We start from the raw sequence: 18,557 nt of genomic DNA, 5'->3' as shown, positions 1-18,557 counted from the left end.
GCGCCGCAGGGATATAACCAAAGTATTTCGGGGGATATTTCCTCTCTTTATGCACTTTACCGGCGGATATGCCTGCTGTCACACTCGTGGGAGACAAACCTCACGCCGGGCACGGTGCGAGGCCCGCCGGCAAGGATCCGGCAACCCGTTTCCGGACCAACACGACGAGGAGAGCGAGAATGACCGCCGCCACCGAAGCCCGCCCGGTTCCCACCGCGGATTGGGTCACCATCCCGGATCTCTACCGGAACCCGTATCCGATCTATCAGAAGCTGCGGGCCGAAGCGCCCGTGCACTGGGTGCCCGCCGTCAACCGGTACATGGTTACCAGCTACCAGGCCTGCCACGTGATCGAGCAGGACCAGGAGCGTTTTTCGGCCAACGAGACCAATTCGCTCATGAAGCGGGCCATGGGCCACTCGATGCTGCGCAAGGACGACCCGGAGCATGAGGTGGACCGGAAATCCTACGGGAACGTGCTGCGGCCCAAAGCCATCAAGGAGCACTGGAACGCCATCTTCCAGGCCAACAGCGACAAATACCTGGCGCAGTTAAAGGCGGCCGGCCCGGGCGCCGACTTTGTCTGGGAGTATGCCGCTCCCTACGCCGCGGAAAACCTGCGTCTGATCATGGGCTTCCACAATGCCACCCAGGAAGACATGCAGCGTTGGTCGCAGACCATGATCGACGGCACCGGCAACTACGCGGACGACCCGGACGTCTGGAGCAAGTCGGAGCAGTCGTACAACGAAGTCGACGACGCGATCGATGAAATCCTGCCCTACCTGCGCAAGAATCCGGATGCCAGCCTGCTGTCCGGGCTCACCTCCATGCCGATCCCGCTCGAGGCCATCCGGGCGAACATGAAGATGACCATCGGGGGCGGCCTCAACGAACCGCGCGACGTCCTGGGCACCACCGTGTGGGCGCTGCTGGCCAACCCGGACCAGTTGGCGCAGGTGCTCGCTGACGAATCCCTCTACGCGCGCGCCTTCGAGGAGTCCGTGCGCTGGGTCGCACCCATCGGCATGTACCCACGGGAGGTCACGCGCGACACCGTCGTGGAAGGCATGCAGCTGCCGGCCGGTGCGCGGCTGGGCATCGTCGTCGGCGCAGCCAACCGCGACCCGGCGGTGTTCGAGGACCCCGAATCCTTCAACATCAACCGGGAAAAGAAGCCGCACCTGGCATTCGGCGGCGGCAACCACTTCTGCGCGGGCGCCTGGGTGGCACGCGCTTCGGTGGCACACATTGCCATGCCGCAGGTTTTCCGCGAACTGCCGAACCTCCGCCTGGATCCGGACAACGCGCCGGTCGACGCCGGCTGGGTCTTCCGCGGCATGACCAAATTCCCGGTGCTCTGGGGCTAAGACCGGCCCGCGCACCCTTCCGTCCACCCAAACCAGCGCCCACAGCAAGGACAATTTCCCATGGCAAAGATCAGCTTCCACCACTCTGACGGCAACGTTGACGTGCTCGACGTCGACCCCGGCACCTCCCTGATGCGCGCCGCCGTGACCAACGGCGTCGACGGCATCGTCGGCGAATGCGGCGGCCAGGCCATGTGCGCCACCTGCCACGTCTACGTCCGCCCCGAATACCTTGACGGCCTGCCGGAAATCGGCGACGACGAAGACGAAATGCTCGACTGCACCGCCGGCCCCCGCGTCGAAACCCGCAGCCGGCTCGGCTGCCAGATTACGGTCGGCGACGGCCTCGAACAGATCGAAGTCGACGTCCCCGACGACCAGATCTGAGCCGTCCGGCCAACGGCGGCCGCTGCGGCGGCCGCCGTGCTGCCCGGCGCCGCGGCCTGTGGGAGCGGCCCGCAACCAATGCTGACCGAAGCCGCCACGTCGAACCACCGCGACGGCCGGGTGCGGTCCTAGGATCAAGGCACCGCATCTCCCCGCGACACGGCCCGCAGCCGCCTGGGTGCCAACTCACCGCCGGCGACCACTTCGACGAACTCGAAGTCGACATCCCCGACGAGCAGGGGTAACCGGGCCGTTGCGCCCGCCTGCACGTCCCGCACCGAAAGGCCCTCCATGAACAGCCCGGAAAACATCGTCATTGTTGGCAACGGCCAGGCCGGCATCCAGCTGGTGGATTCGCTGCGCAAGGAAGGCCACACCGGGGCCATCACCCTGCTCGGCGAAGAGCCGCACCACCCCTACCAGCGGCCCCCGCTGTCCAAGGACTACCTGGCCGCCGGAAAGACCCCGGCCCCGCTGCCGCTGCGCCCGGAAAAATTCTTCACCACCAACGACGTCGACGCCCGCCTCGGTGTGCGCGCCACCTCCATCGACCGGGCCGCCAAGACCGTCACCCTCGACGACGGCACCACCCTGTCCTACACGAAGCTGGTGCTCGCCACCGGGGCCGCCAACCGCGAACTAAGCGTCCCCGGCGCCGGCTTGGCAGGCATCCACGGCCTGCGCACCCTCACCGACGCCCAGACCCTGCACGCCCGCCTCGACACGGTGGGCTCCGTCGTCGTCATCGGCGCCGGCTTCATCGGCCTGGAGTTCGCCGCCGCCGCCCGCGCCCGCGGCCTGGACGTCACCGTCCTCGAATACGCCGACCGGCCCATGGGCCGGGCCCTGACCCCCACCATGAGCGCGTTCTTCGCCGCCGCCCACCGGCGCCTAAGCGTGAACCTGCGCCTGGGCGAAGGCATCGCCTCCTTCGACGCCGACGAGACCGGGCACGTCACCGCCGCCATCAGCACCACCGGCGAACGCTACCGCGCCGACCTGGTCCTTGTCGGTGTCGGCGTCATCCCGCGCACCGAACTCGCGTCTGCCGCCGGCCTCGAGGTGGACAATGGCATCACCGTGGACGCCACCCTGCGCACCTCCGACCCGGACATCTACGCCATCGGCGACTGCGCATCCTTCCCCAACGCCCACGCCGGCACCCGCACCCGGCTCGAATCCGTGCAGAACGCCACCGACCAGGCCCGGCATGCCGCCCGCGTCATCCTCGGCACCGGGACCGGCGGCTACGCGGATCTGCCCTGGTTCTGGTCCAACCAGGGGCCGCTGCGCCTGCAGATCGCCGGACTGGTTGCTCCCGGCGACGACGTTGTGCTCCGCGGAGACCCCGCCGACGAAAAGTTTTCCGTCTTCTGCTTCCGCAACGGCACCCTCGCCGCCGTCGAATCCGTCAACCAGCCCGCGGACCACATGGCCGCCCGCCGCCTCCTCGCCGCCGGCGCCGCCCTCACCCCCGGCCAAGCCGCCGACCCCGCCTTCGACCTCAAGGCCCACTCCAAACTGCAGCCGGCAGCGCTCTAACAACACCGCCGGTGCGGCGGGCAGCGAGTCAGGTGGCGGGTGGCGGGTCAGGTGGCGGCCGGTCAGCTGGTGGCGGGCCAGGTGCCCGGCGGCAGGTCAGGTGGTGGCGGGCCAAGTGCCCGGCGGCAGGTCAGGTGGTGGCGGGCCAGGTGCCCAGCGGCAGGTCAGGTGGTGGCGGGCCAGGTGCCCGGCGGCAGGTCAGGTGGTGGCGGGTCAGGTGCCGGGCGGCGGGTCAGGTTGCGGTGCCTCCGCCGCTGCCCAGTGCCTGCACTGCATGGCCCAGCACCGCCTCGGCCCTGGGGCTGAGGACCATGGTGTCCGGCCAGATCGCACACATGGTCGTCTGCGATACGGGCGGCGATAGCGGCCGCACCGCGACCGGTCTGCCTTCGACCGTCACGGCCGGGGCGGCCGGCCGTGACATCAGCAGCGCGTACCCCAGCCCCCGCCCGACGAGTGCCTGCACCAGCACCGCCTGCGGCATGGACGTGGCGACGTACGGGCGCAGGCCGCGTTCCTCAAAGACGCGATACGTGTTCGCCGTGCTCGGACTCGACTCGTACATGATGAGGGGTTCGGCGGCGAGGTCCGCCAAATCCACCGTTGGCTGCCCGGCCAAGGGATGTTCCGGCGGCAGCACCGCCTGCAACTCGGTCTGATAGATGGTGCGCTGGCTGTACCCGGCCGGGAGCTCCATGTCGTAGACCATGGCCAGGTCCAGCAGCCCGGCGTCCAGGGCGGGCAGCAGGTCGTCGTGGGAGCCGACCGTGACGTCCACGCTGATGCCCGGATACTGTTCGGGCAGGCGATCGAGCACAGAGGGCAGGACGCTGCTGGCGAAGCTCGCGAAGCACCCCAACCGCACCGGTCCCTTCAGTTCGCCGGCTGCGCCTGAGAGGTCGCTGATCAGTGCTTCCGCATCGCGCAGCAGCAGTCGAGCCCGTTGCGCGAAGAACTGGCCCGACGGCGTCAGCTGGAGGCCGCGAGCCTTTCGCCGCACGCAGAGCTGCTCACCCGCGGCCCGTTCGAGGGCCGTGATGGCCTGCGACAGCGCGGACTCCGAGATGTTCAGGCTGGCGGCAGCCGAGCTCAGTGTCGGATGGTCCGGGAGGGCAGCGAAGAGTTGAAGCTGTCGCAAGGTGAAATCGACCACAGTATTTCAGTCCAATCAAAGAAGTTAGCCGCTTATCTGAAGTTTACCGAGGATTGCGAGGCGTGTCACAATGGTTGTCACGTTCAACGTTCTGCCCCGAATGGTGGCTGATCCCAACCGGCGGGCATCGCCGGGCTGCCAAGCAGACCCGGCGGCGGAACCATACGACCCGGGCCGAAACCCCGGCCTCGTTGTTCCCGCCCGCCTAAGCTCCACCCATCTGGTCGCGCCGGCCTCCTCGGTGTGACCGACCCAAGAGGACAACTATGAGCACTACAGTTTCCGGGCAATCGTCCGCCGCCAATCAGCGTCGCGTCGCGTTTGCCACCATCATCGGCACCACCATCGAGTGGTACGACTTTTTCATCTACGCCACGGCAGCGGGCCTGGTCTTCGCGCACCTCTTCTTCGAGCCGGCCGGCGAATCCATCGGGCTGCTCCTTGCCTTCGCCTCCGTTGGCATCAGCTTCCTGTTCCGGCCGCTGGGCGCCTTCCTGGCGGGCCACTACGGCGACAAGCTCGGACGCCGCGCCATGCTGGTCATCACGCTGATGATGATGGGTGCAGCGACGACGCTGATCGGCATCCTGCCAACCTACGAGACGGCCGGAATCCTGGCCCCGGTGCTGCTGCTCTCGCTGCGCATCCTGCAGGGCATCTCCGCCGGCGGCGAATGGGGCGGCGCCGTCCTGATGGCCGTAGAGCACGCCCCGCGTGACCGCCGCGGCCGGGCAGGTTCCTTCCCCCAGCTGGGTGTTCCACTCGGCATGCTGCTCGCTTCGGGCGTCATGACTTTGATGACCGGCGTGATCTCCCCCGGCGAGGCGTTCCTTGAGTGGGGCTGGCGCATCCCGTTCCTGCTCAGCGTCGTGTTGATCGCCATCGGCTACATGGTTCGCCGCTCGGTGGACGAGTCCCCGGTGTTCAAGGAGATTGCCGACAAGAAGCAGCAGCAGAAGGTCCCCATCGTGGAACTGTTCCGCAAGCACTGGCTGCTGGTCATCCTGGCCGCGTTGATCTTCGCCGGCAACAACTCTGCCGGGTACATGGCCACCGGCGGGTTCATCCCCAGCTACGCCACCAGCGAGGCAGTGGGCATGGAGCGCACCGACGTGCTGCTGGCCATCACGTTCGCCTCGGCCATGTGGTTCATCTTCACCGCCCTGGCCGGCATTATGGCCGACAAGATCGGTCGCAAGCGCACGTACCTGATTGGTTTCGGCGCCCAGCTGCTGACGGTGTTCCCGCTGTTCTGGCTGATCGACACCGGTTCGCTGGGGATGCTGTACCTGGCGCTGGCGCTGTTCAGTTTCGGCCTGGGCTTGAGCTACGGCCCGCAGGCGGCCTGGTACAGCGAGATCTTCCCGGCCTCCGTGCGGTACTCGGGTGTCTCGATCGCCTACGCACTGGGCGCAATTCTCGGCGGTGCGTTCGCCCCGACCATCGCCCAGGCACTGATCAATTCCACCGGGACCAGCAGCTCCGTCTCGGCGTACCTGTTCGGCATGACGATCATCTCCATCATCGCCGTGCTGATCCTGCGCGACCGCCCTGGCATCGATCTGTCGATCAACAACCAGGCCGAGCAGGAAGTCGGGGCCACCGTCTTCGACAAGCGCCGCGGAGTTTCCACCGACGACGCCGTCAAGGCCGGCGTCTAAGCCACCAAGGTTGTGCTGGAGTAACCCCAGCTGACTCAACACCGAGGCGGGTGTCCTGCCGGAGCTATTCCGGCCGGACGCCCGCCTCGGTTGTGTCGGTTCGGTGCGTCGACCTCTTTGGCGCCCGATGGGACGTCGCGCCTCGGTCGTGTCGGTCCGGTGCGTCGAGCTCTTCGGCGCCCCGATGGGACGCCCGCCTCGGTCGTGTCCGGCCGGTCCGTCGAGCTCTTCGACGCCCCGACCGGCGTCGTCTTTTTGCACCAGAACATGCTGCGGGGCCGGCTGTGAGCTCAGGCAGCCTGCTCCGCGGACCAACCACGCCGCTGCAGTGCCGCGGTGATTTTTCGGATCGCGCGGTCTGCGCCGTTGGCCATGTGCCGCCTGGAGATCCGGACTTCGTCCCAGTCTGCTGCCCGGGCCCGTTCGGCCCGCTCGATGTCCCGCGCGATTTGGTCGGCCTGGCCGTGGCCTTCGCCCTCGTATTCGATGGCGATCCGGTATTCAGGCAGCGACAGGTCGGGGCTGTGCAGAATAGCGCCGTCGTCGTCCCTGATCGGCTTGTTCACCTCGGGTTCCGGCAATCCCGCGCTGAGCATGGCCAGCCGAAGCCTGGTCTCGGGCGGAGAGTCCGCTCCGACCCGGGCCAACGCCAAGGCTGCACGAGCCTTGCGCAGGCCCCGCTTTCCGGGGTGGCGGTTCAGCAGGGCCTGGAGATCCTCCCGGGTGGCGAATGGAGCCTCGCACCCTTCGAAGTCCGGCCGCGGAATGCGCAGGAGGTAGTCGGCTATCACCACCAGGTCAGCCAGATCGAGTGTTCCGGCCAAGTCCAGCCATGTCCGCGTGCGCGTCGTGACGCACAGTCCATCCACCCAAGCCACTTCATCCGGGACGAGCCGGGATTGGTGGCCCGCCACGCCGGGGCGTTGCATCCGTGCGCGGTCGCTTGGACGCGAGATATGAACCCGCCGATCGAAGCCGGCGGCAGGTTCGGGAAAGCCCCAAAGGCGTGCCGCGGTGTCATGTGAGGCAGCGCTCGAATCGCTGATCCTCGTGAACGGGCGCACGCGGGCTGCGAGATCGAGACCGGCCGGCTGGAGGGTGCAGATGCCCCGGCTTATGCGGATGAGGCGTGGGTGGCGCAACTGGCTCTTGCTCAGCCCCGACTTCAGACCGTCCTCGATCGTGAACGCTGCGGCCTGCAAGTGTGGCGGGAGCGGCCTCAGCCGTGGCAGGCGCTGTTCAGGTCCCGGTCGGTGTGCTGGGCTCATCCGGACATTATCTAGAGCCGGCGCTAGGGTGTGCGGAAGTTATTCACAGGGTCATCGAGTGGCGGAAAGCTGCAGCGAACGTCGGCGTGTCGCTGCAACTTTCCACCAGTCGATTGTCGCCAAGGTTGCCGCCGCCCCGGGGGCTGCTGACGATTGGCTGCCGTAACAGTTTCGGCCGCCGCTCATGATTGGTCGCCTGCTCAGTCCGGCCGCCCCTGACTCTCCGCCGGTGAGGCCACGCGCCCGGCTGCCGGCTCAGCCCGGCCGCCGCTGACTGTCCATAGCGCGCGGAGGCCAAGCGCCCGGCCGCCGCTGATTCTCCGGCCGCGCGCGGAGGCCAAGCGCCCGGCCGCCGGCTTTACCGGACAAGGCCACCTGTACCAAGCAGCGTGGCCGGAAACGTCAGAGGGCGGCGTCCGGAGTCCGGACACCGCCCTCTTGACGTTCAGCGCAAGGTTCAGCCGGCCTGGCGCTCGGCGGCTCCCACAACGTTGGCCAGCAGCATGGCGCGCGTCATCGGGCCGACGCCGCCCGGATTGGGCGAGAGCCAGCTGGCCACGTTGCGGGCCTCGGGCTCCACGTCGCCGGTCACCCGGGCCTTGCCGTCCTCGTCCTCGACGCGGCTGACCCCAACGTCCAGCACGACGGCGCCGGGCTTGAGGTCGGATGCCTTGATCATGTGCGGCATCCCGGCGGCGGCAATCACGACGTCGGCCTCGCGCAGTTCCGCCGCCAGGTCGAGCGTTCCGGTATGGGCAAGGATCACCGTCGCGTTGATCTCCTTGCGGGTCAGCAACAGGCCCAAAGGGCGCCCCACGGTGACGCCACGGCCGACGACCAGCACGCGTTTGCCCGCCAACTCGACGTCGTGGCGCAGCAGCAGCTCGACACAGCCGTGCGGGGTGCAGGGCAGCGGCGAGTCCAGCGGCTCGCCCACGTTGAGCACCAGCCGGCCCAGGTTCATCGGGTGCAGGCCGTCGGCGTCCTTGGCCGGGTCGATTTTCTCCAGGATGCGGTTGGTGTCGATGTGCTTGGGCAGCGGCAGCTGCACGATGTAACCGGTGCAGGCCGGGTCGGCGTTGAGCTCATCGAGGACCGCTTCGAGTTCCTCCTGCGAAACGGAGTCGGGCAGGTCGCGCCGGATCGACTCGATGCCCACTTCGGCGCAGTCTTTGTGCTTGCCGCCGACGTACCATTTGCTGCCCGGGTCCTCACCGACGAGCACAGTCCCCAGGCCGGGCACTATGCCCCTGGCCTTGAGCGCCGCTACCCGTTCCGTGAGCTCGGTCTTGATTTGCGCCGCGGTGGCCTTGCCGTCCAGCACGCGGGCGGTCGGCGGGGTCGTGTAGAGGTTCATGTCACCACTCCTCGTGGCCGGGGTAGAGCGGGAAGTCGTCGGCGAGCTTCTTCACGCGGGCCCGCAAGGCGGCGGTATCGGCGCTGCCCTTGAGCGCGGTGGCGATGATGTCTGCGACCTCGGTGAATTCGGCCGCCCCAAAACCCCGGGTGGCCAGCGCCGGCGTACCGATGCGCAGCCCCGAGGTGACCATCGGCGGGCGCGGGTCGAACGGCACGGCGTTGCGGTTCACCGTAATGCCAGCCTCGTGCAGCAGGTCTTCGGCCTGCTTGCCGTCCAACTGGGAATTGCGCAGGTCCACCAGGACCAGGTGGACGTCGGTGCCGCCGGTCAGCACGGACACGCCGGCCTCGGCCACGTCGGCGGCGGCCAGGCGCTCGGCCAGGATCCGGGCGCCTTCGAGCACGCGTTCCTGGCGCTGCTTGAATTCCTCGCCGGCGGCAATCTTGAAGGCCACCGCCTTGGCAGCGACCACATGCATCAGCGGGCCGCCCTGCTGACCCGGGAAAACGGCCGAGTTGACCTTCTTGGCGAAGGATTCCTTGCCCAGGATCACGCCGGAGCGCGGGCCGGACAGGGTCTTGTGGACCGTGGAGGTGACGATGTCCGAGTGCGGCACCGGGTTCGGATGCAGGCCGGCGGCGACCAGCCCGGCGAAGTGCGCCATGTCGGTCCAGAGGTAGGCTCCGACCTCGTCGGCGATGGAACGGAAGGCCTCAAAGTCCAGCTGGCGGGGGTACGCGGACCAGCCGGCCACGAGCACGTTCGGACGTTCGGCCAGCGCCTGCTCGCGGACCTTATCCATGTCCACCCGGAAGGTCTTCGGGTCAACCTCGTAGGCGGCGACCTGGTAGAGCTTGCCGGAGAAGTTCAGCCTCATCCCGTGGGTCAGGTGGCCGCCGTGGGCCAGGGACAGGCCCATCATCTTGTCGCCCGGCTGGATGAGGGCGGAGAGGGCGGCCGCGTTGGCCTGGGCGCCGGCGTGCGGCTGGACGTTGGCGAATTCCGCGCCGAAGAGCGACTTGGCCCGCTCGATGGCCAGGTTCTCGGCGACGTCTACGTGCTCGCAGCCGCCGTAGTAGCGCCGTCCCGGGTATCCCTCGGCGTATTTGTTGGTCAGGACCGAGCCTTGGACTTCGAGCACCGAACGCGGCGCGAAGTTTTCGGAGGCGATCATTTCGAGAGTGTCGCGCTGGCGACCGAGTTCGGCGTCGATCACGGCGGCGATTTCAGGATCCACCTGGGACAGCGGCAGATCGGTCACAGAGGGCGTAGAAGTCAAGGGAGAATCTCCTGGGTGGTGGGGCTTATCTCACTGCTACAGGCCAGATTACCGGCTGCAGGCACCCGCACGCATGACGCATGACCTGCCCCGGACACACTCCGGCCCGAACGTGACCTTACGTCCCAGGCGTGCGATCCGAGGTCGGTATATGCAGGAGCGGTAACCGACGGTCTCCGGCCCTGCTGCCGCTTCCTGGTGGTGTCCCACCTAACGCCAGTCGCGGCGAGCCAATCCTAGCAGCCGGTCACGGCACCGGGCGGTCCGAGAGCGCAACCTGCACGCTCCGGGTCTCGTCGTCGCGGCGCACTTCCACGCTGACTGTGTCGCCCGGGTTGTGCTGGCGGATTGCGGCCAGCAGGTCTTCGGCGCTCGCCAGCGCCTCGCCGTCCACGCTCAGCAGCACATCGCCGGCGCGGATTCCCGCCTCGTCGGCCGGGCCGCCGTCGCCTACGGACAGGGCCAGGACGCCCTCCGCCTGGGGCACTCCAAGCTGCTCGGCGATCGCCGCCGTAATGCTGGCGGGAGTCAGGCCCATGAAAGCGTGGTCGGCGGTCCCGTCTTCGAGCAGTTCCTCGGCGACTTCCCGGGCGGTGGCGGCGGGAATGGCGAAACCGAGCGACACCGCGCCGGCCTCCGGCGGGATGTAGGCCTCGCTGATGCCCACCACTTGGCTCCGCGCATTGACGACGGCGCCGCCCGAGTTGCCGGGGCTGATCGGCGCGTCGGTCTGGATCAGGTCCACCAGCGCCAGGCTCGACGAGGCGGAGCCCGGGATGGAACGGTGCAGGCCGGAGATAATGCCTGCCGTGGCAGTATTCTCGAAGCCCAGCGGCGAACCGATCACCACGGCAAGTTCGCCGATCGTCGGCAGCGACGTGTTGAACTCGGCGGCCGGGAGCCCGTCGCGCTCGGTCCGCACCAAGGCCAGATCGGACACCGCATCCGTCGCCAGGACCTTGCCCGCGCTGCGTTGCCCGTCGGCGAAGCCAACCTCGACGGTGGTGTTGTCGCCGACCACATGTTCATTGGTCAGGATCAGCCCGTCTTCGGAATAGACCACGCCGCTGCCCAGTCCGTTGTCGGTAAAGACCGTCACCACGGACGGCTGCACGTTCTCCACGATCTCCGGAATGCCGCCGGCAGGCTGCGCCCCCGCGGGCTGTCCTCCTGCATCACCCGGCGCCTGCGTGGTCCCGCCGGTGGCGGCCAACTCGCTTCCGCCGGTCTCGGCCGGCTCCCCGCCGGTCTCGCCGGTACACCCGGCCAGGCCAGCCAGGAGCGCGGCGACCAGCAGCACGCGCCCTGCACTACGGAGCGTTTTCTCCCGTTCCAAATGCGTCATGGCCCGGACCTTCCGTCGTCGCTGCTGCCACCCTAGACCCATCGGGATGGGCAGAAAACGCCTTACGGCCATCGGATGGATCCGGCACGCGATACTCTTCCCGCCGGCCCGCCACACTCTCGGGCCGGTCTGCCATGGGATCCCGGCCACCGGCCCGCTGCGCTCTCGGACCCGCCCGCCACGCTCCCCTGCCGCCCGCCAGGCTCCCCCGCCGCCCGCCTCACCGTTCCGCCCGCTCGCCACGGAATACCCGGCGGGCGGCCCTCGTTGCACCGGACAGATGTTGAAGTGTCAACAAATCGGAGGGGCATCGTGACGGACCAAGCGAACGGCACCGGTCAACAGCCGCTGCAGGCGGTGGTGATCGGCGCGGGCCAGGCCGGGCTGAGCGCGGCCTACCGGCTGGCCCGCCGCGGCCTGGTCCCGGACCAGGACTTCGTGGTCCTCGACGCCAACGACGGCCCGGGCGGCGCCTGGCGCCACCGCTGGCCCTCGCTGACCTTCGACGCGGCGCACGGCCTGCACGACCTTCCCGGCCTGCCCCTCGGGGTTCCGGACCCGCAGGAGCCGTCCTCCGCCGTCGTCCGCCGTTATTACGGCACCTACGAGCGGCGGTTCAATCTCCCTGTGCACCGCCCCGTGCGCGTGACCTCGGTGGACGACGACGGCGCCTTCCTGCGCGTGCGCAGCGCCACCGGCGGCGAGTGGCTGGCGCGGACCGTCATCAGCGGCACCGGCACCTGGGACAAGCCGCACTGGCCGCACTACCCGGGCCGGGAGACCTTCCGCGGCCGCCAGTTGCACACGCGGGACTTCTGGTCGGCGGACGAGTTCCGCGGGCAGCGGGTCCTGGTGGTCGGCGGCGGGACGTCCGCGCTGCAGTTCCTGCTCCAGCTGGACGCGGCCGGGGCGGACACGCTCTGGTCCACCCGCCGCGACCCCGACTTCACCGCGGCCCCGTTCGACATGGAATGGGGTGTCGACGTGGAACGCAGGGTCAGCGCGCGCACGCGCGCGGGCCTGCCGACCCTGAGCGTGGTTGCCGCCACGGGGCTGCCGCTGACCGAGACGTACCGGAAGGGCATCGACGACGGCGTGCTCGTCTCACGCGGCAAGCTGGCCCGCATCACCGAGCACGGCGTCGAATTTGCCGACGGCTCGGCCGAAAATGTAGACGTCATCCTCTGGGCCACCGGATTCCGGCCGTCGCTGGACCACCTGGCGCCGCTGCGGCTGCGTGAACCGGGCGGCGGGATCCGGATGGGCGACGACGGCGTCTCGGTGGTGAAGGAGCCGCGGTTGTTCCTGGTCGGATACGGCGCATCGGCGTCTACGGTCGGGGCCACCCGCGCCGGCCGGGCGGCGGCCGTGGCCGCGGGCAGGTACCTTGCCGCAGAAGCCGAAGCCCAGCCGGTACCCTAGATGCGTGATTGAAGCTCCCGCCGCCACCGCCTACACCCTGATCCTCTCCTGCCCGGACCGCCCCGGTATCGTGCATGCCGTTGCCGGCGCCCTGGCCGGGGCCGGCGGAAACATCACCGACTCGCAGCAGTACGGCAGCCCGCAGTCCGGCCGGTTCTTCATGCGCGTGGCGGTTGCCACGGACCTGTCCTACACAGAACTCCACGACCGGCTGCAGCCGGTCGCGCAGGAGTTCGGCATGGACTGGAAACTGCGCCGCGACGGCGTGGAGATGCGCACGCTGCTGATGGCGTCCAAGTCGGCGCACTGCCTGAACCACCTGCTGTTCCTGCAGCGCTCCGGCACGTTGCCGATCGAGATCCCCGCCATCGTCTCCAACCACCAGGACCTGGCCGAGCTCGCAGCGTTCTACGGCATCCCCTTCCACCACATTCCGGTCACTCCGGACACCAAGCCGCAGGCCGAGCAGGCCCTGCGGGACCTGGCCGAGCAACACGACGTGGAACTGGTGGTGCTGGCCCGCTACATGCAGGTGCTCAGCAACGATCTCTGCACCGAACTGGCCGGCAAGGCCATCAACATCCACCACTCGTTCCTGCCCAGCTTCAAGGGCGCCAGGCCGTACCACCAGGCGCACGCCCGCGGCGTGAAGCTGATTGGCGCCACGGCGCACTACGTCACCGGGGACCTGGACGAGGGCCCGATCATCGACCAGGAAGTCATTCCGGTCCGCCACGCCCACACCGCCGAGCAGTTCGTGGCCCTGGGCCGGGACGGCGAGGCGCGCACCCTGGCCCGCGCCGTGCAGTGGCACGCCGAACACCGTGTGCTCCTCGACGGCACCCGCACCGTCGTCTTCAACTAGTTCGACGCCGGCGTCCACGCGCCGGGCTCCTCTCGTCGGGGCCCGCTCAGTGGTCCATTTACGACGGCGGTGTCCGCCCCTGTGCCCGGCCCGGCGCAGGGCGTACTCTCATCGGATGGGCAACCATGAGCCTGAACTGAGGGCGTTCTACGACCGGCAGGCGCCCGAGCGCGACCGGCGCTGGAGGGATCCCCGCAGGGACGCAGCCCGGCAGGAATTCATTGCCTCCCTGGTCGCAGCCCGGCGGCACAGCGTGTTGGAGATCGGCTGCGGCACCGGCACGGACGGGCTCGCGTTCAAGGCGGCGGGAATCCATTACACCGGCGTGGATTTGTCCGAGCAGAACGTCCGGCTGGCCCGGACGAAGCACCTGGAGGCGGTGGTCAGCTCGGCCCGGGAGTTGCCGTTCGCGGGGGGAACGTTCTCCGCCGGTTGGACCATGAGCACGCTGCTGCACATCCCCGACCAGGACCTGCCGGATGTTCTCGCCGAAACCATGCGGGTGTTGGCCTCGGGCGCTCCGCTGGCGGTCGGGCTCTGGTCCGGCGACGACGAGGAGGGCATCGTTGCCGACGACGACTTCGAACCGCGCCGCTTCTACAGCCGCCGCAGCGACGCAACCGTCCGGCGGCTCTTCGGGGAGCACGGCCTGATCTCCGGTTTCACCACCTGGGAGCGGCCGGAGTCCGACCGGCACTATCAATTCTTTATCCTGACCAAGCCGTGAGCGGCAGGCTCCGCGGCACGGAAGGTCCGTCACGAAGCTCCTGCGGCGGGTCCGGTGTCGCTAGGCTGATGGGATGGCCCACATCATCACCATCTCCGGCATGCTGCCGGCCGTCGATCCGTCCGCCTTCGTCGCCCCCACGGCGACGCTCAGCGGCGACGTGGCGCTGGCAGCCGACTCCAGCGCCTTCTACGGCGTCAGCGTCCGCGGCGACACCGCTCCCATCCGCGTCGGCGAGCGCAGCAACCTGCAGGACAACGTGGTCCTGCACGCGGACCCCGGTTTCCCCTGCACCGTCGGCGCCGGCGTCAGCGTCGGCCACGCCGCCGTAATCCATGGCTGCACGATCGAGGACAACTGCCTGATCGGCATGAGCGCCACGGTCATGAACGGCGCGGTGGTCGGTGAGGGTTCGCTGGTGGCAGCCGGCGCCGTCGTGCTGGAGGGCACACAGATTCCCCCGCGTTCGCTCGTCGCGGGCGTCCCGGCCAAGGTCCGCCGCCAACTCAGCGAGGACGAGTACCTGTCGGTGTTGGACAACGCCGCCCGCTACGTGGAAATCGCCGCCTTGCACCGCGACGCGATCGACGACGCCGCGGAGGCGTAGCCGCTGAGAGCCCGGTCAGGCCGTGGATTGCTGCAGGTGCCTGGCCGGATCGAGGGTCTCAAAGGCGGCCGCGCCGATCATGAACGTACCGCGCTGCGGAACCCAGAAGCCGCCCAGCCTGGCCTGCTCGGGAAGCGGGCCCGGCGGCCCGAAGTCCGTTGCCCCCAGCCGTGCACTGCTGTTGTCGATGAACCACAGCCGGCGCGGGGCGGCGCGGAACCGCTGCCGGTTCGGGGCGGTCCCCGCCAGCCGCATCCGCCCCAGCCGCAGTGCCGGGCCCGACATGACGCCCATGGCAGCCAGGAAGGGGCCACTCCGCCACAGCCGGTCCGGCGTCTTGGCCGTCATTCCGGACATAAGCCGGGTGACCGGGGTGCCCGAGACGGTTGCGTCCCAAGAGAAGTCGATGTCCGGGATGGACACGGTGAAACCGCGCGGCCCGGTCCAATCAACCGCGATGGCGTGCACCGAGGTGTGCCGCAGACCGCTGCCGAAATACCGGGGACAGGATTTTTCCGCCGGCACCGTGGTGAAGATGCTCCAGTTTTCGGCGGGATCACGCAGCCACACGGAGGTGTAGCCGGGGCCGACCGAGGTGACCGGAAACCGCCGCAGGCCCAGCACATGGCCGGAGGGGAAGGTCAGCCCCGACACGACGTAACCGAAGAACCGTTCGTCGTCGCCGGCGGGAAGCCGTGCGTTGCGTTCCAGATCGTTGACGATGAGCCTGAGGTCTTCCATGTCATTCGCCTCCGCGCGTTGCGGCCAGTCTACGCTCAGGAAAGGGCGGCCGGATCGGTGGCAAGGCCGGCCGCCAAAGGGGCCGCGCCAAGAGGCAGTTGCGTTAACTTCTTGACTACAAGGCGGCGCTGCCGCACGCTTTTCTGTATGCGAGCCGATCAGCCGTCCACCCTCGAGGCCCCGCAGCCTCCGGTGCCGCGCACACCCCAGCTCCGGCCGGGGTCCCAAAGCGCCCTGCGGCGGCGGAACAGCCAACGGGTCCTGCAGGCGCTGATGTTACGCGGCCCGCTTACCCAGGCCGAACTGTCCCGGCAAACGGGGCTGTCCACCGCCACGGTCTCCAACATCGTCAAGGCGATGGCCGACGACGGACTGGTCAGCACCGCGCCCACCACGAGTTCCGGCCGCCGCGCCCTGTCGGTCCTGCTCGATGGCCGTGGCGCGGTTGCCGTCGGAGTGGATTTCGGCCGCCGGCACGTGCACGTGGTGCTGGTCAGCCTCGACCACCAGGTGCTCGCCGAAGGCGCCGTCGAATTGCCGCTCGGCCACGGGGCCGAGCAGGGCATCGACACCGCCGCCCGGCTGGCGCAGCGGCTGTTGGATGAAAACTCCGTTTCCCCCCGGGCCGTGATCGGGGTGGGCGCAGGCATACCGGGCCCGATCGACCGGAGGACCGGCACCGTGATCCACGGTGCCATCCTGCCCGAATGGGTGGGCATCAACCTGCTGGCCCGCCTGCGGGAGAGGTTCGGCACCGACGTCTTCGTGGACAACGACGCAAATCTGGGCGCCCTTGCCCAAGTCAGCTGGGGCCCCTACCGGCACGCGCAGAACCTGGTCTTCCTGAAGATCGGATCCGGGATCGGGGCCGGCCTGGTCCTCAACGGCAAGCTCTATTACGGCCATGTCGGCGTCACGGGCGAGGTAGGCCATGCCACGGTCGCCGAACACGGCATCATCTGCCGGTGCGGCAACCGCGGGTGCCTGGAGACGGTGGCCTCCACCTCCACCATGATCGATCTGCTCAGCCGCGGCCGCGGCGAGCCCATCGGCACCGAGGACATCGTCCGGATCGCACTGGAGGGCGACCCGGCCGTCCTGCGCGTGATCGATGATGCGGGCCTGGCCGTGGGACGCGCCCTCGCCAACGTCTGCAACCTGCTCAATCCCGAGGTCATCGTGGTCGGCGGTTCGCTGACGGGCCTCGGCAGCATCCTGCTGGACCCGATACGGCGCGGGCTGCTGCGCCACGCGGTTCCGGTCGTCGGAGAATCCACGGAGTTGGCGATGTCCACCTTGGGCAGCCGGGCCGAGGCGTTGGGCGCTGCGACGCTGGTGCTTCAACAGGCCGAACTCCCCGTCGCCTAAGCACGGACGGGACCCTCCCGGGGTCGTCTTTGCGTTCAACTCTTGACGACAAGGTGTGTGACGGAGTTAACTTCGGTACTAAGCCACACATCCGTGTGCGGGTCTTGCCGACCCCGTGGCCATGACTGCTGATTGATGGAGGCGTTTATGCGACGCAAATCTTTGCTCGCCGGCGTTGCGGCCGCGGGTTTGCTCCTGTCCGCGTGCGGCGGCGGAAGCGCGGTGGACGAAGCCAACCCTGAGGAAGCGTCGGGGTCGGTAGGAGTCTTCACTTGGTGGGCGGACGGTTCCGAGAAGGTCGGGCTGGATGCGCTGGTGGAAATCTTCACCGAACAGTATCCGGAGCTGAAGTTCGACAACCTTGCCGTCGCCGGCGGCGCCGGCAGCCAGGCCAAGAGCGTGCTGGCGGCCAACCTGAAGTCGGGCAATCCGCCGGACTCGTTCCAGGCGCATGCCGGCGCCGAGCTGCAGGACTACATCGCCGCCGACCAGCTGGAGGACCTGACTTCCTTCTACGAGGACGCCCAGCTCAACGAGGCGTTCCCCCAGGACCTGCTGGACCGGCTGACCGTTGAGGGCAAGATCTACTCCGTGCCGTCGAATATCCACCGGGCCAACGTGGTGTGGGCCAACGTGGACGTGTTGGAGGACGCCGGCCTGGATCCGAACAGCCCGCCGGCCGATCTCGACGCCTGGTTCGCGGACATGGACAAGATCAAGGAGGCGGGGAAGACCCCGCTGGCCGTGGCCGGCACCTGGACCCAGGTCCAGCTGTTCGAGAACATCCTGCTCGCCACCCTTGGCGCCGAGGGCTACAACGGGCTCTGGGACGGCACCACCGACTGGTCCGGCCCCGACGTGACCGAGGCGATCGAGAACTACAAGAAGACCCTCAGCTACACCAACTCCGACCGTGACACCCTCAGCGACTGGGGTCCTGCCACCCAGCTGGTGGAGGACGGCGCCGCCGCCTACAACGTGATGGGCGACTGGGCCGAAGCCAAGTTCGCGCAGGACGGCAAGAAGCCCGGTGAGGACTACGTCTACTTCCCCACCCCGGGCACCGACGGCATCTTCGACTTCCTGGCCGATTCATTCACGCTGCCCAAGGGTGCTCCCAACCCGGCCGGTGCCGAGGCCTGGCTGACCACCATCTCCAGCGTTGAGGGCCAGCAGGCATTCAACGCGGCAAAGGGCTCCATCCCGGCCCGCACCGACGTGCCGTCCGACGAGTTCGGCGAATACCAGCAGAGCGCCATCGAGGACTTCTCGTCCGACACCATCGTGTCCTCGCTGGCCCACGGCGCCGCCGTGCCGGTGGCCTGGCTGAACGAGCTGAGCACCGCCGTCAGCAAGTTCGGCGGCCCGCAGGACGTGGCTGCCCTGCAGGAATCCTTGGCGTCCATCGCCGAGAAGTTCATGCAGTAGCCAGGACGCCCCGGAAGGGCGGGCGCGGCACCAC

Annotated in this window: 17 protein-coding genes; 10 read left to right on the top strand and 7 right to left on the bottom strand. The window is 68.6% G+C overall.

The genetic code is table 11. The features are described 5' to 3' along the window. Positions 1-179: 179 nt before the first annotated feature. Positions 180-1,370 (top strand): cytochrome P450, encoded by a 1,191-nt coding sequence (locus AC5RW2_RS01715; RefSeq protein ID WP_494073555.1) that lies wholly within the window; start codon positions 180-182, stop codon positions 1,368-1,370. Positions 1,371-1,430: 60 nt separating this feature from the next. Beyond that, the gene (locus AC5RW2_RS01710) at positions 1,431-1,757 is read left to right on the top strand and encodes a 2Fe-2S iron-sulfur cluster-binding protein (RefSeq protein WP_494073554.1); all 327 of its coding nucleotides are present in this window, start codon (positions 1,431-1,433) and stop codon (positions 1,755-1,757) included. Between the two features lie 134 nt (positions 1,758-1,891). On the opposite strand, the gene AC5RW2_RS01705 is transcribed toward AC5RW2_RS01710, so the two are convergent. Next, positions 1,892-2,068, bottom strand: a complete 177-nt coding sequence (locus AC5RW2_RS01705; RefSeq protein ID WP_494073553.1) for a hypothetical protein — start codon at positions 2,066-2,068, stop codon at positions 1,892-1,894. Between AC5RW2_RS01705 and AC5RW2_RS01700 the strand changes: the two genes are divergently transcribed. Continuing rightward, on the top strand, positions 2,049-3,299 hold the full coding sequence (locus AC5RW2_RS01700; protein ID WP_494073552.1) for an NAD(P)/FAD-dependent oxidoreductase: 1,251 nt from the start codon (positions 2,049-2,051) through the stop codon (positions 3,297-3,299). The two genes, AC5RW2_RS01705 and AC5RW2_RS01700, sit on opposite strands and share 20 nt — an antisense overlap. Positions 3,300-3,531: 232 nt before the next feature. On the opposite strand, the gene AC5RW2_RS01695 is transcribed toward AC5RW2_RS01700, so the two are convergent. Next, complete coding sequence (locus tag AC5RW2_RS01695) at positions 3,532-4,437, bottom strand: LysR family transcriptional regulator (RefSeq protein WP_494073551.1); 906 nt, start codon at positions 4,435-4,437, stop codon at positions 3,532-3,534. Positions 4,438-4,718: 281 nt separating this feature from the next. Between AC5RW2_RS01695 and AC5RW2_RS01690 the strand changes: the two genes are divergently transcribed. Beyond that, the gene (locus AC5RW2_RS01690) at positions 4,719-6,113 is read left to right on the top strand and encodes an MFS transporter (RefSeq protein WP_494001507.1); all 1,395 of its coding nucleotides are present in this window, start codon (positions 4,719-4,721) and stop codon (positions 6,111-6,113) included. Between the two features lie 290 nt (positions 6,114-6,403). Here the strand turns inward: AC5RW2_RS01690 and AC5RW2_RS01685 are convergent, their stop codons facing one another. The 4 genes from AC5RW2_RS01685 to AC5RW2_RS01670 form a co-directional block, all read right to left on the bottom strand. Further along, positions 6,404-7,027 (bottom strand): putative endonuclease domain-containing protein, encoded by a 624-nt coding sequence (locus AC5RW2_RS01685; RefSeq protein ID WP_494073550.1) that lies wholly within the window; start codon positions 7,025-7,027, stop codon positions 6,404-6,406. Between the two features lie 811 nt (positions 7,028-7,838). Continuing rightward, positions 7,839-8,738: a bifunctional methylenetetrahydrofolate dehydrogenase/methenyltetrahydrofolate cyclohydrolase gene (locus AC5RW2_RS01680; RefSeq protein ID WP_494073549.1), complete on the bottom strand. Its 900-nt coding sequence runs from the start codon at positions 8,736-8,738 to the stop codon at positions 7,839-7,841. A gap of 1 nt (position 8,739) precedes the next feature. Next, positions 8,740-10,020, bottom strand: a complete 1,281-nt coding sequence (gene glyA / locus AC5RW2_RS01675) for a serine hydroxymethyltransferase (RefSeq protein ID WP_494073548.1) — start codon at positions 10,018-10,020, stop codon at positions 8,740-8,742. Positions 10,021-10,267: 247 nt separating this feature from the next. Then, positions 10,268-11,365, bottom strand: coding sequence for a S1C family serine protease (locus AC5RW2_RS01670; protein WP_494026110.1), 1,098 nt, complete (start codon positions 11,363-11,365; stop codon positions 10,268-10,270). A gap of 312 nt (positions 11,366-11,677) precedes the next feature. Here AC5RW2_RS01670 and AC5RW2_RS01665 point away from each other — a divergent pair, with 312 nt between their 5' ends. The 4 genes from AC5RW2_RS01665 (at position 11,678) to AC5RW2_RS01650 (ending at position 14,986) form a co-directional block, all read left to right on the top strand. Next, entirely contained in the window at positions 11,678-12,787 is a 1,110-nt protein-coding gene (locus tag AC5RW2_RS01665; RefSeq protein ID WP_494073547.1) for an FAD-dependent oxidoreductase, read from the top strand. Positions 12,788-12,791: 4 nt separating this feature from the next. After that, on the top strand, positions 12,792-13,652 hold the full coding sequence (gene purU / locus AC5RW2_RS01660) for a formyltetrahydrofolate deformylase (protein ID WP_494073546.1): 861 nt from the start codon (positions 12,792-12,794) through the stop codon (positions 13,650-13,652). A gap of 115 nt (positions 13,653-13,767) precedes the next feature. Next, positions 13,768-14,379, top strand: coding sequence for a class I SAM-dependent methyltransferase (locus AC5RW2_RS01655; protein WP_494026113.1), 612 nt, complete (start codon positions 13,768-13,770; stop codon positions 14,377-14,379). 73 nt (positions 14,380-14,452) lie between these two features. Further along, positions 14,453-14,986 carry a gamma carbonic anhydrase family protein gene (locus AC5RW2_RS01650; protein ID WP_494026114.1) on the top strand — a complete coding sequence of 178 codons (534 nt, stop codon included), beginning with the start codon at positions 14,453-14,455 and terminating at the stop codon, positions 14,984-14,986. Positions 14,987-15,001: 15 nt separating this feature from the next. Here the strand turns inward: AC5RW2_RS01650 and AC5RW2_RS01645 are convergent, their stop codons facing one another. Next, on the bottom strand, positions 15,002-15,727 hold the full coding sequence (locus AC5RW2_RS01645) for a hypothetical protein (RefSeq protein WP_494073545.1): 726 nt from the start codon (positions 15,725-15,727) through the stop codon (positions 15,002-15,004). 147 nt (positions 15,728-15,874) lie between these two features. On the opposite strand from AC5RW2_RS01645, the gene AC5RW2_RS01640 reads away from it, so the two are divergent. Together AC5RW2_RS01640 and AC5RW2_RS01635 are read left to right on the top strand one after the other, a co-directional pair. Continuing rightward, positions 15,875-17,095, top strand: a complete 1,221-nt coding sequence (locus AC5RW2_RS01640; RefSeq protein ID WP_494026116.1) for an ROK family transcriptional regulator — start codon at positions 15,875-15,877, stop codon at positions 17,093-17,095. A gap of 147 nt (positions 17,096-17,242) precedes the next feature. Continuing rightward, the gene (locus tag AC5RW2_RS01635; protein WP_494014425.1) at positions 17,243-18,523 is read left to right on the top strand and encodes an ABC transporter substrate-binding protein; all 1,281 of its coding nucleotides are present in this window, start codon (positions 17,243-17,245) and stop codon (positions 18,521-18,523) included. The last annotated feature ends 34 nt before the right edge of the window (positions 18,524-18,557 follow it).

It is taken from the genome of Arthrobacter sp. B0316-1-20 (genome assembly GCF_059091865.1).
Note: the sequence above shows the minus strand (reverse complement) of the source record. Positions and strands in the feature narration are given on the sequence as shown.

Bases quoted from the DNA above. Each gene is read 5' to 3' on its own strand.
- AC5RW2_RS01690 (WP_494001507.1), top strand. From the start codon at position 4,719: ATGAGCACTACAGTTTCCGGGCAATCGTCCGCCGCCAATCAGCGTCGC.
- AC5RW2_RS01715 (WP_494073555.1), top strand. From the start codon at position 180: ATGACCGCCGCCACCGAAGCCCGCCCGGTTCCCACCGCGGATTGGGTC.
- AC5RW2_RS01680 (WP_494073549.1), bottom strand. From the start codon at position 8,738: ATGAACCTCTACACGACCCCGCCGACCGCCCGCGTGCTGGACGGCAAG.
- AC5RW2_RS01650 (WP_494026114.1), top strand. From the start codon at position 14,453: ATGGCCCACATCATCACCATCTCCGGCATGCTGCCGGCCGTCGATCCG.
- AC5RW2_RS01655 (WP_494026113.1), top strand. From the start codon at position 13,768: ATGGGCAACCATGAGCCTGAACTGAGGGCGTTCTACGACCGGCAGGCG.
- AC5RW2_RS01670 (WP_494026110.1), bottom strand. From the start codon at position 11,365: ATGACGCATTTGGAACGGGAGAAAACGCTCCGTAGTGCAGGGCGCGTG.
- AC5RW2_RS01705 (WP_494073553.1), bottom strand. From the start codon at position 2,068: ATGTTTTCCGGGCTGTTCATGGAGGGCCTTTCGGTGCGGGACGTGCAG.
- AC5RW2_RS01700 (WP_494073552.1), top strand. From the start codon at position 2,049: ATGAACAGCCCGGAAAACATCGTCATTGTTGGCAACGGCCAGGCCGGC.
- AC5RW2_RS01645 (WP_494073545.1), bottom strand. From the start codon at position 15,727: ATGGAAGACCTCAGGCTCATCGTCAACGATCTGGAACGCAACGCACGG.
- AC5RW2_RS01635 (WP_494014425.1), top strand. From the start codon at position 17,243: ATGCGACGCAAATCTTTGCTCGCCGGCGTTGCGGCCGCGGGTTTGCTC.
- AC5RW2_RS01640 (WP_494026116.1), top strand. From the start codon at position 15,875: ATGCGAGCCGATCAGCCGTCCACCCTCGAGGCCCCGCAGCCTCCGGTG.
- AC5RW2_RS01710 (WP_494073554.1), top strand. From the start codon at position 1,431: ATGGCAAAGATCAGCTTCCACCACTCTGACGGCAACGTTGACGTGCTC.